This window comes from Rhizobium sp. N731 (genome assembly GCF_001664145.1).
In the GTDB taxonomy this organism is placed as follows: domain Bacteria; phylum Pseudomonadota; class Alphaproteobacteria; order Rhizobiales; family Rhizobiaceae; genus Rhizobium; species Rhizobium esperanzae.
This window is the reverse complement of the sequence record NZ_CP013606.1, coordinates 1-10,489: the sequence shown is the minus strand read 5'-3', so window position 1 is coordinate 10,489 and position 10,489 is coordinate 1. Positions and strand designations below refer to the sequence as shown.

General features: G+C 63.1%; 8 protein-coding genes and 1 pseudogene. 7 read left to right on the top strand and 2 right to left on the bottom strand.

Annotated features, from left to right (window positions below; translation table 11 throughout):
* Positions 1-7: 7 nt before the first annotated feature.
* From AMK02_RS27520 to cueR, 4 genes and pseudogenes are all read left to right on the top strand, one after another.
* A pseudogene (locus AMK02_RS27520) lies at positions 8-789 on the top strand (MFS transporter); the annotation flags it as partial.
* A 74-nt stretch (positions 790-863) separates the two neighbouring features.
* Entirely contained in the window at positions 864-3,473 is a 2,610-nt protein-coding gene (treY, locus tag AMK02_RS27515) for a malto-oligosyltrehalose synthase (RefSeq protein WP_064808028.1), read from the top strand.
* 158 nt (positions 3,474-3,631) lie between these two features.
* Positions 3,632-6,151: a heavy metal translocating P-type ATPase gene (locus AMK02_RS27510; protein WP_064808026.1), complete on the top strand. Its 2,520-nt coding sequence runs from the start codon at positions 3,632-3,634 to the stop codon at positions 6,149-6,151.
* A 9-nt stretch (positions 6,152-6,160) separates the two neighbouring features.
* Positions 6,161-6,550 (top strand): Cu(I)-responsive transcriptional regulator, encoded by a 390-nt coding sequence (gene cueR / locus AMK02_RS27505; RefSeq protein ID WP_064808024.1) that lies wholly within the window; start codon positions 6,161-6,163, stop codon positions 6,548-6,550.
* Between the two features lie 23 nt (positions 6,551-6,573).
* On the opposite strand, the gene AMK02_RS27500 is transcribed toward cueR, so the two are convergent.
* The gene (locus tag AMK02_RS27500; protein WP_064808022.1) at positions 6,574-6,858 is read right to left on the bottom strand and encodes a hypothetical protein; all 285 of its coding nucleotides are present in this window, start codon (positions 6,856-6,858) and stop codon (positions 6,574-6,576) included.
* 187 nt (positions 6,859-7,045) lie between these two features.
* Here AMK02_RS27500 and AMK02_RS27495 point away from each other — a divergent pair, with 187 nt between their 5' ends.
* The 3 genes from AMK02_RS27495 to AMK02_RS27485 are packed head-to-tail and all read left to right on the top strand — an operon-like array spanning position 7,046 to position 9,070.
* Positions 7,046-7,585: a sigma-70 family RNA polymerase sigma factor gene (locus tag AMK02_RS27495; protein ID WP_064808020.1), complete on the top strand. Its 540-nt coding sequence runs from the start codon at positions 7,046-7,048 to the stop codon at positions 7,583-7,585.
* Entirely contained in the window at positions 7,572-8,339 is a 768-nt protein-coding gene (locus AMK02_RS27490) for an anti-sigma factor family protein (protein ID WP_064808018.1), read from the top strand. The genes AMK02_RS27495 and AMK02_RS27490 overlap by 14 nt, the downstream gene beginning before the upstream one ends.
* 20 nt (positions 8,340-8,359) lie before the next feature.
* Positions 8,360-9,070, top strand: a complete 711-nt coding sequence (locus tag AMK02_RS27485) for a Bax inhibitor-1/YccA family protein (protein WP_064808016.1) — start codon at positions 8,360-8,362, stop codon at positions 9,068-9,070.
* A gap of 124 nt (positions 9,071-9,194) precedes the next feature.
* Here the strand turns inward: AMK02_RS27485 and AMK02_RS27480 are convergent, their stop codons facing one another.
* Positions 9,195-10,322, bottom strand: a complete 1,128-nt coding sequence (locus AMK02_RS27480; RefSeq protein ID WP_064808014.1) for an RHE_PE00001 family protein — start codon at positions 10,320-10,322, stop codon at positions 9,195-9,197.
* Between the last annotated feature and the right edge of the window lie 167 nt (positions 10,323-10,489).

Sequence of the window (10,489 nt, the reverse complement as noted above, 5' to 3'; positions counted from 1 at the left end):
ACCAGCCCAGATCATGGGTGTATCGGTGGGCTGGCAGGTCTATGACATTACGCGCGACCCCTTCGATCTCGGCATGGTGGGTCTCATGCTGTTCCTGCCCGCCTTCCTGCTCGTGCTGGTGACCGGCACCGTTGCCGACCGTTTCAACGTGTCCTGATCATGACGGGCTGCATTGTCGGCGAAGGCCTATGCGCGCTGGCCCTGCTTATATTCACCACGACGGGGAAGCAGACGGTGGTGCCGATCTTCGATCTTTTTGCCATGCTGCTCGGCGGAGCCTCGGCCTTGCTGCCCGTTTATGCACGCGACATTCTCGCCGTCGGCCCGTGGGGGCTCGGCCTTCTGCGCGCAGCGCCCGGCATCGGATCGATCCTGGTGGCGGCCTTCCTGCTGCGTCATCCCGTGAAAGACCACGCCGGCGTGATCATGTTCGTCTGCGTCACCCTGGTGGGTTTCTTCATCGCCGTGTTTGGCGCCTCGACGGCAGTCTGGCTGTCGGTGCTGGCGCTTGGCCTGAGGGGCGGTTTCGACATGGTAAGCGTCTATGTGCGCGAGACGCTGATCCAGATCTGGACGCCGGATGCCGTGGGTGGCCGCGTCAATGCGGTGAACATGGTTTTCGTCGGCGCCTCCAACGAGCTTGGCGAATTCCGGGCCGGCATCTCGGCCTGGGCCTTTGGCGTCGTTCCGGCGGTGATAATCGGCGGCGCGGCGACGATCGGAGTGTCGGTTCTGTGGTGGTGTTGGTTTCCGCAATTGCGCAAGACGAGACATTTGCAGGCTCCAGACGCGCGGCGCTGTGATGGAACCAAAGACCGGACACAACCGTTGGAAAGGGTCTCCCTCCAACGTCAGACGGCCTCATGATTCTTCCGACAGCGACCTACCGGATACAGTTCCGCAACGGCATGACTTTCGATCGTGCCTGCGACCTCGTTCCCTATCTCAAGACGCTCGGCATCAGCCACCTCTACGCCTCACCAATCTTCACCGCCGTTAGCGGCTCGACTCACGGCTATGACGTCACCGACGCCAATGAGATCGATCCGGCGCTTGGCGGCCGTGCGGGGTTCGACCGGCTGGCGGAAAGCCTCGCCTCGGCGGGCATGGGATTGGTTCTCGACATCGTTCCGAACCATATGGCCGCTTCGCCTGAGAATGACTGGTGGCGGGACGTGCTGGCCCTCGGCCCGCAGAGCGCTTATGCCCGCCATTTCGACATCGACTGGAGCGAACCGCTGACCCTGCCGCAGCTCGGCCAGGATTTCGAAGAGGCGCTGGCTTCAGGCGAACTGCGCCTCGTAGTCGACGAGACGCACGGCAGCTTCGCCTTGGCCTATTTTCAGACGCTGTTGCCAGTCAAACCCAGCAGTTACGGCGTGGTCGCAAACCGGCTCGACGATCCGGTCGCAACGCGAATGGCAGAGGCCGCGGCCGCCACGTCAGGCGAGGACTTCGCCCGCGCGTTGCGCGACATTCTCTTCGAGGCCGGCGATCGGGCGCTCCTTCGGGAGAAGCTCAAAGACGTCTCGTCCGATCGCGAATTCCTCAAGAGCCTGCATGACGAGCAGCATTGGCGGCTGATCCATTGGAAGGAAGCGGCGCGGCATCTGAGTTACCGCCGCTTTTTCGAGGTGACCGGACTGGTCGGCACCCGCGTCGAGGATCCCTTGGTGTTCGAAGACATGCACCGGCTGGTGCTCGAACTCGTGCGCCATGGCAAGGTGCAGGGCCTGCGCATCGACCATGTCGACGGGCTCGCCGAACCCAAGGCCTATCTCGACAGGCTGAGGGCAGCAGTCGGGGCCGACACCTATATCGTTGTCGAAAAGATCCTCGGGGCGGGCGAGGTCCTGCCGGAGAGCTGGCCGGTCGCCGGCACCACCGGATATGAATTCATCGCGGCGCTGAGCGAGCTCTTCATCGACGCCGGCGGCCTGCCGATATTGGACGACGCCTATCGCGGCCTCGCCGGCGAGGCGGGCAATCTCGAAGAGGGCCGGCGGCTTGCCAAGCGACAGATGGTCGAGCGCAATTTCGCTGGCGAGACCGGCAGGCTGGTTGCGATGGCGGCGGGCATCTTTCCCGAAATAAACCGGGAAGAGATCGCCACCGCCGTGCGCGAGCTGCTGATCGCATTCCCCGTCTACCGCACCTATGGCGACGGCGGTCCGCTGAGCTGGCAGGATTCGGCCGTCCTTGCCGCGACCGCATCACAGGTCATGGCTGGGCTCGACGATCGGCGCGCGCTCGACCACGTGCTGAAGCTTCTTGAAGGCAAGATCGAAGGCGATACGGCGCATGAATTCCGGATCCGCTTTCAGCAACTGAGCGGGCCGGTCATGGCGAAGGCGACAGAGGATACGCTGTTCTACCGCTATAACAGGCTGCTTGCCGCAAACGAGGTCGGCGGCGAACCAGGCAAGACGCCCGAGGGGCCGGACGGGTTCCATCGTCGCATGGCCGAGCGGGCGCGGCTGCAGCCGCATGGGCTTTCGGCCAGCGCCACCCACGACACCAAACGCGGCGAGGATGCGCGCGCGCGGCTCTATGTGCTGAGCGAGGGTGCGGATGTTTTTGCCCAGGCGGTGGCGCGTTGGCGTGACATGAATAGGCCGTGGCTGAAGGATCTGCCGGACGGTGCAGCACCCGAGCCGAATACTGAATGGATGCTGTATCAAGCGCTCGCCGGCGTCTGGCCGGAGGATTTCGACAGAGGACAGGTAGAAGACCTTCGCGCACGCTTTACCGATTACGCGGTCAAGGCGGTGCGCGAGGCGAAATTGCGCAGCGCCTGGACCGAACAGGAGGGTGCCTACGAGGAGGCAATCACAGTCTATGCGGCGGCGCTGGTGTCGCCGGACAATGACGCCTTTCTGGAAGATTTCGAAAGGGTGCTGCAGCCCTTCATAGCGGCCGGCTACGTCAACAGTCTGTCACAGACATTGCTCAAGCTGATGGCGCCTGGAATTCCCGACATTTACCAGGGCGCGGAAGTTTTCGACTTCAGTCTTGTCGATCCCGACAATCGCCGGCCGGTCGATCATGCCAAGCTGAAGGCCTGGCTTGATGAAGCCGGACCGATCGCCAAGCTTCAGGCGGCGGCCTTGAAGCAGCGCATCGTAACAATTGGGCTGCAGCTGCGTCAGCGGCAGCCGGTTCTCTTTGCCAAAGGCGATTATCTGCCGTTGAAGACGACTGGCTGCCGCCGGAATCACGTGCTGGCTTTCGCCCGCGTGCGCAACAGCGAATTCGCGATTACCGTCGCACCGCGGCTGATGTTCCGCTGGCTCGATCCCGGCGTGCTTTTTGCCGGTCCGGAGTTCTGGGAAGACACGGCGATCGCGGTGCCCTCCCCCCTTCATGGGTTGAAGGCGGATCTCGTGACGGGAAAAACAATCGAGCCGGGAGGCAGCATTTCGGTCGCTACACTGCTCGGGAGCCAGCCGCTCGGGCTGATCAGCCCGATCTGAGGATCGGGCGCGATTTGAGGATCGGGCGATGCCGCCGTCGCGCTGCGCAACGCGGCGTTTTCGAAAAATTCGATGTCGTCGAAATTAGCGCTTGACCTTCCAGTTGCTGGAAGGTGGATAAGCCTCTCCAACTGCCCTTGAGGGCAAAGGAGATAGTCATGGATACCAAACACGACCATCATCACCACAGCCACGGCGACGGTCACTGCCATTGCGGCCGTGATCATCAGGAGAAGGCCGCCGCAGCGGTGATCCGTGATCCCGTCTGCGGCATGACGGTCGATCCGCAAGCCGGCAAACCCTCGTTCGAACACATGGGTCGTGTCTATCATTTCTGCTCCGAGAGCTGCCGGATGAAGTTTGCGGCTCAGCCGCAGGATTACCTGACGGCGAAGGATCCCGTCTGCGGCATGGCCGTTGATCGTTCGACGGCAAAATACTTCGTGAAACTCGAGGGCGAGAAATTCTACTTCTGCTCGGCCGCTTGCCAAACAAAGTTCGAGGCCGACCCCTCGGCCTATCGCAACGGCGCCCGTCCGGCGGCAAAGCCGGCGCCGAAGGGTACGCTTTATACCTGCCCGATGCATCCGGAAGTCGTCAGCGACCGGCCCGGCGATTGCCCGAAATGCGGCATGGCGCTGGAGCCGATGGGCATTCCTCCGGCCGACGAAGGAGCGAATCCGGAACTTGTCGATTTCGTCAGACGGCTTTGGGTCAGCGCCATCCTTGCCCTGCCGCTGCTGGCGCTCGGGATGGGACCGATGCTCGGCCTGCCGCTCCGGGAAGCGATCGGCGAACCGCTGGCGACCTATATTGAGCTAGCGCTGGCAACGCCGGTCGTGCTGTGGGCCGCGCTGCCGTTCTTCCGCCGCGCCTGGGCGTCTGTCGTCAACCGAAGCCCGAACATGTGGACGCTGATCGGCCTCGGCGTCGGCACCGCCTATGTCTACAGCGTCGTCGCCACGCTTGCGCCCGGTCTTTTCCCGATGAGCTTTCGCGGCCATGGCGCCACCGTGCCTGTCTATTTCGAGGCGGCCGCCGTCATCGTCGCCCTGGTCTTCGTCGGCCAGGTGCTGGAATTGAAGGCACGCGAGCGGACCGGCTCGGCAATCCGCGCTCTGCTCGACCTCGCGCCGAAGACGGCGCGGCGCATTGACGCCGATGGCAATGAGAGGGACGTGCCGGTAGAGGAGATTCAGACCGGCGACCGGCTGCGGGTGCGCCCGGGCGAGCGCGTACCGGTGGATGGTTCCGTCCTCGAGGGCCAGTCGACCGTCGACGAATCGATGATATCGGGCGAGCCTCTGCCCGTCGAGAAGGCGACGGGCGACGGGTTGACCGGCGGCACGATCAACAAGAACGGCTCCCTCGTCATGTCGGCCGAGAAAGTCGGCGCAGACACGGTGCTGTCGCGCATCGTCGACATGGTCGCCAAGGCGCAGCGTTCGCGGGCGCCGATTCAGGGCGCCGTCGACCGGGTGTCGGCCGTCTTCGTGCCCGCCGTCGTCGCCATAGCCATCCTTGCCTTCGTCGTCTGGGCTGCGATCGGGCCGGAGCCAAGCCTGGCAAATGCGCTGCTTGCCGCCGTCGCCGTTCTGATCATCGCCTGCCCCTGTGCGCTCGGCCTTGCGACGCCGATGTCGATTATGATCGCGACCGGGCGCGGCGCTGGTGAAGGCGTGCTGATCAAGGACGCCGAAGCGCTGGAGCGCTTTTCCAAGGTCGACACGCTGATCGTCGATAAGACCGGCACGCTGACCGAAGGCAATCCTGTGCTCACCGACATCGTCGCCGTCGGCGGCGTCGAGGAGAACCGGCTGCTGTCGCTGGCCGCGAGCCTTGAGCGCGGCTCCGAGCATCCGCTGGCCGAAGCGATCGTTGCCGGCGCCGAAGAGCGCAGTGCCGCCTTCGTGGAGGTGAGCGGCTTCGAGGCGAAGACCGGCAAAGGGGTCCAGGGCATAGCGCACGGTACAAGCGTGGCGCTCGGCAATGCGGCGCTGCTCGCCGATCTCGGCGTCGATCCGTCGGCGCTGTCGGAGAAGACCGAAGCCCTGCGCGGCGATGGCAAGACGGTGATGTTCGTGACGCTCGACGGCAAGCTTGCCGGTCTCGTCGCCGTCGCCGACCGGATCAAGCCGACGACGTCAGCCGCCATCAAAGCGCTGCACGACAGCGGGCTGAAGATCATCATGGCGACCGGCGACAACGAGCGCACGGCGCGTGCGGTGGCGAAAAGCCTCGGCATCGACGAGGTCCGCGCCGACGTACTGCCGGAAGGCAAGAAGGCGCTGATCGACGAACTGCGCGCCAAAGGCGCGGTGATCGCCATGGCCGGCGACGGGGTCAACGACGCCCCGGCACTTGCGACCGCCGATGTCGGCATCGCCATGGGCACCGGCGCCGATGTTGCAATGGAAAGCGCCGGCATTACCTTGGTCAAAGGCGATCTCAACGGGATCGTCAGGGCGCGGCGGCTGGCGGAGGCGACGATGCGCAATATCCGCCAGAATCTCGGCTTCGCCTTCGGCTATAATGCGCTCGGCGTGCCGGTCGCCGCCGGGATCCTCTATCCCGTTTTCGGCTTGCTGCTCTCGCCGATGATCGCTGCGGCGGCGATGAGCCTCTCGTCTGTATCGGTGATATCAAATGCGCTGAGACTGCGCTTTGCAAAATTATAGGAGACGGCCATGAATATCGGCGAAGCATCTGAGCGCTCCGGCCTGCCTTCGAAGACCATCCGCTACTACGAGGATATCGGCCTGATCCGCCCCGAAAGGGGCGGAAACGGCTATCGCGACTATGCTGCGGCCGATGTTCACAAGCTGCGCTTCCTGCAGCGTTCGCGCGGTCTCGGCTTTTCGGTCGAGGAATGCCGGCAATTGCTGGCGCTTTATGAGGACAAAGCCCGGGCGAGCGCCGACGTCAGGGACATTGCCGAGACGAAACTCGGGGAGATCGACCGCAAGATTCGCGAACTGACGGAACTTCGCCGCACTCTCGAGCATCTCGTGCATGCCTGCCATGGCAACGACCGGCCGGACTGTCCGATTCTCGAAGAGCTCTCGGACGGTCGCTGACCGCTTTAGAAAAGCCGGAGAGACTAGCTGAACGTCCTGAAGGGAGCCTGCGCGGCGGGTTCGTCCTCGTCGCCGTCATCAAGCACGCCTTCATCGAGACGATGCTTGATCGCAAGCGCGTAGATCACGTCGAGAATATTGCGGTCCCTGAGATGAGGATCGGTCAGAGCGAGAAGCGAAGCCCTGACGATCTTCTTGCTGGTGGCTTTCGAGCATCGCGCCTTGACGAAATCATAGAGTGCCTCACCCGTCAGCCCTTCCATGGCGCCGTCCACGAGAGCTTCGTAGACCCGCTTCTTTTCCTTCATTCTTTATCTTCCCCTGCAAATCAGCGGCGTGATGATCTGTCATGTAATTGTCATAAACAATCGCCGATTTAAGGCGTACATGCGCTGGCGGATGGTATTTCCCCGGTTCGTCGACGGCGATGTCCGGCGGGCATGATTTTTTTATGCCGCCGGGAATAAAATCCGCCGCGCTTGCGTATACTCAAGCATGGAACGCAAAGACCGCCCCTTCGATGTCATCGGACAGCTTGCAGCGCTGAGGCGCTACGCTCGCGCGCTGGTGCGCAACTCGGATGAGGCGGAGGATCTGGTGCATGATGCCCTGGTGCGCGCCTTCGAGAAGAGAAAGAGCTTCCGAAGCGGCGGCAATCTGCGCACCTGGCTGCTTTCCATCCTGCACAATGCCCATATCGATCGTCTTCGCCGGAATCGGTCGCTGACGCGTCGCCACGACGAAGCGGCTGTCGAAGCCGAGCAGTCGCTGCCGGCCGGCCAGGAACATGCCGTGCGCCTGCATCAGGTGCGCGACGCCTTCTTCGACCTGCCGGAGGAGCAGCGCGAGGCGCTGCATCTCGTTGCCATCGAAGACCTTTCCTATCAGGAAGCCGCCAATGCGCTCGGTATTCCGATTGGCACGCTGATGTCTCGCATCTCGCGCGCCCGGGCGCAGCTGCGCGAATTCGAGGAAAAGACGCCGCGCATTTCGCATCTCAAGTTAATCGGAGGGAGCGGCAATGAAAGCAGTTGATCCGATCATCGATGCCGATCTCGATGCCTATGTGGATGGCGAGCTCGGTGTCGCCCGCCGTATTCAGGTCGAGTCCTATCTCTCGGAGAACCCGGCGATTGCCGCCAAGGTGATGGCCGACCTCAGCATGAAGGGCGAGCTGCGTCTGGCGCTTGCCGGCGAAAACGCCTTCGGCCGTCCCGAGACCCGCGATGCCGCCCGCCGGCTGGAGCGCGGCCTTTCCTATGGTCGCATCCTCCAGTCCATGCAGCGCATCGCCGCCGTCGGCATTCTGCTGACCGCCGGCTGGGTGGCGCATAATTCCTTCGGCGCCTTTTCGGCCACCGAAGTGGCGGCTTCCGTTCCGGCGCCTGCTTATGTCGAGGATGCCGTCCGCGCCTATCAGACCGCGGCCCTGCGCGCCTCGATGCCTTCGCAGACCCCGACCAGCTATAGCGCCGAGGACATACGCGCCGCGACCGCGATCGTCATGCCCGAACTGCCGAAAGACTGGAAGATCGCCGACGTCCAGATATTCCCGTCCGAATTCGGCCCGAGCATCGAGATGGCGATCACGGTGGCCGATGGAAAGCGGCTTTCGCTTTTCGCCGTCCGGCCGGGAGCCTTCGAGGTCCGGCCGGTCAGCCATCTCGCACTCGAAAAAGCAGAAGCCGCCTATTGGCAGATCGGCGAGGTCGCCTATGCGCTGATCGCCGACGATAGCGGACTCAATCTCGATCAGGCGGCCGAACGGCTCGCCCGTTCGCTCTACTAGTTCAAACCGAGGAGATCAGCATGAACCCGATCAATCCCCGATACGGAGCCGTCGCCGGCTCACAGGCCCTCTTCGACGAGGGTCTGCGTCAGCATATGCTGCGCGTCTACAATTATATGGGCCTCGGCCTGGTCATAACGGGCATCGTTGCCTTCATCGTCGGCTCGACGCCGGCGCTCTATGTCCCGATCTTCGGCTCGCCGCTGAAATGGGTGGTGATGCTGGCGCCGCTCGCCTTCGTCTTCTTCTTCTCCTTCCGCATCCAGACGATGTCGGCGAGCACCGCCCAGATCACCTTCTGGGCCTTCTGCGCCGTGATGGGCCTGTCGCTTGCCTCCGTCTTCCTGGTCTTCACCAAGACGAGCATCGCCCAGACCTTTTTCATCACCGCGGCGATGTTCGGCTCCACCAGCCTTTACGGCTACACGACCAGGCGTGACCTCTCGAAGATGGGCTCGTTCCTGATGATGGGCCTCTTCGGCATCATCATCGCCGCCATCGTCAACATCTTCCTAGGCTCGAGTGCGCTGCAGTTCGCCATCTCGGTGATTGGTATCGTCGTCTTCGTCGGCCTGACCGCCTACGACACACAGAACATCAAGGAACAATATTCGGAAAACTACGATCAGGAATCGAACCAGAAGCTTGCCGTTTTCGGTGCGCTCTCGCTCTACCTGAACTTCGTCAACATCTTCCAGCTTCTGCTCAACTTCACCGGCGAGCGGGAATAGGACCGCGCTTCTGGGGGCAATGGAAGCGCAAGGGCGCCCGGCCTGCAATCTGTGACAGGATGGCAGACCGGGCGCTCACTCTCAAAGGACACGGCCGGACGTCGAACCGGCCGTGTTTTTTATTTCAGATGATGCCCCAGGCGCGATAGCGGCCGCGGCCGGTGATTTCACGAATGCCGATCTCATTGACGAGGTTCAGCGCGCCGCGCGGCGTGATGCGCAGATGACGGGCGATCATCGCCGCCGACACCATCGGCCGCGACAGGACGAAATCGGCAAGCTCCGGCAGGCTGCTGTTCGAGCGACGGCCGCGAAAGCGCAGCTCCATTTGCGTGCGGGCCAGCGACAACCGGTCGATTTCCTTGAGGCCGGCCGCCGCAGCCAATTGCATCGCTTCGAGAAAAGCTTGCAGCCGCGTCGCCCGGTCACGGGCCCGACGCCGCTCGTGGCGCACCAATTTCAGCCCGCCGTAAAAGGAAAAGAGATGCGAAGCGACCTTACCGCGGGCGCGCAGGTAGCTTTCGACCAGAAGCCCGCCGAGCCAATGCTGACGCCGCAACGGCTCGATCCTGTCCCAGGCTTCGAACAGGATGACGGCGCCGAGAATCGGCGGCAGGCGGTCGGCCAAGGGCAGCAGGCCGCGCCACTCCGCGAGCCGCTGTTCCTCGTCCCACTCCTCGTCGCCGAGCAGGCCGAGCGGATCCTCGTTGCGCTTGGCCGGGGATATCGCGGCTGTCTCGGCCGGCGCTTTCCCAGTATGGATGTCGATGAGCTTCTGCGAGCGGGCAAGAAGCGCGTCGATCTCTGCCATCTCGGCAGCAAGCGGCGCATCTTCATCGTCGCCCTCGTCGTCGGCCCCGACAACCGTCAGGCCTTTGGCTTCCTGAGCGGTACCTTCCCCCTCCCCCATGGTCGCGGTCAACGTTGCAAGGCCGGAGGCGCCGAGCGCCCAGGATGGTTCGCCGTTCCAGATGCGCCGACGAGTCCGCAGCACCGAATGGGCAATCGTCAGTTCGTGGCTGGGGGCGCGGCTATCCATATGCGCGTCGTGCAAAACGAGGTCCTCGACGTGGACCAGCTCGCCGGCGACCCATAGCGCCCCCGCGGCATCGAAGAAATGGCTGCGTTCGGCAAAGCCCTCCCCCACCGGCGAGCGCAACACCCGCTCGTCCAGTCGCGCCACCGCATCCTCCGCCGCAGCAAGGAATGGGAGCAGTGTCTGAAGCATCGCACCATCGATATCGTAGCGCATTGTTAAGCTTTACGGTTTTTCACAAATGGAAGCAAAACACCCGTTTCCTTCCGCCATCTATGACATGGTTAACGGTTTGTTTCAAGAAAGCGCGTGAAGGAAGCGAAGAAGATAGCCGATCCGCACTACCTTTAACCGCTGCGACTGGCGCGAAGCTTTTGGGCTGT

What these genes read in the sequence shown, in the direction of transcription:
- treY (WP_064808028.1), top strand. Translation starts at nt 864, where the DNA reads ATGATTCTTCCGACAGCGACCTACCGGATACAGTTCCGCAACGGCATG.
- AMK02_RS27510 (WP_064808026.1), top strand. Translation starts at nt 3,632, where the DNA reads ATGGATACCAAACACGACCATCATCACCACAGCCACGGCGACGGTCAC.
- cueR (WP_064808024.1), top strand. Translation starts at nt 6,161, where the DNA reads ATGAATATCGGCGAAGCATCTGAGCGCTCCGGCCTGCCTTCGAAGACC.
- AMK02_RS27500 (WP_064808022.1), bottom strand. Translation starts at nt 6,858, where the DNA reads ATGAAGGAAAAGAAGCGGGTCTACGAAGCTCTCGTGGACGGCGCCATG.
- AMK02_RS27495 (WP_064808020.1), top strand. Translation starts at nt 7,046, where the DNA reads ATGGAACGCAAAGACCGCCCCTTCGATGTCATCGGACAGCTTGCAGCG.
- AMK02_RS27490 (WP_064808018.1), top strand. Translation starts at nt 7,572, where the DNA reads ATGAAAGCAGTTGATCCGATCATCGATGCCGATCTCGATGCCTATGTG.
- AMK02_RS27485 (WP_064808016.1), top strand. Translation starts at nt 8,360, where the DNA reads ATGAACCCGATCAATCCCCGATACGGAGCCGTCGCCGGCTCACAGGCC.
- AMK02_RS27480 (WP_064808014.1), bottom strand. Translation starts at nt 10,322, where the DNA reads ATGCGCTACGATATCGATGGTGCGATGCTTCAGACACTGCTCCCATTC.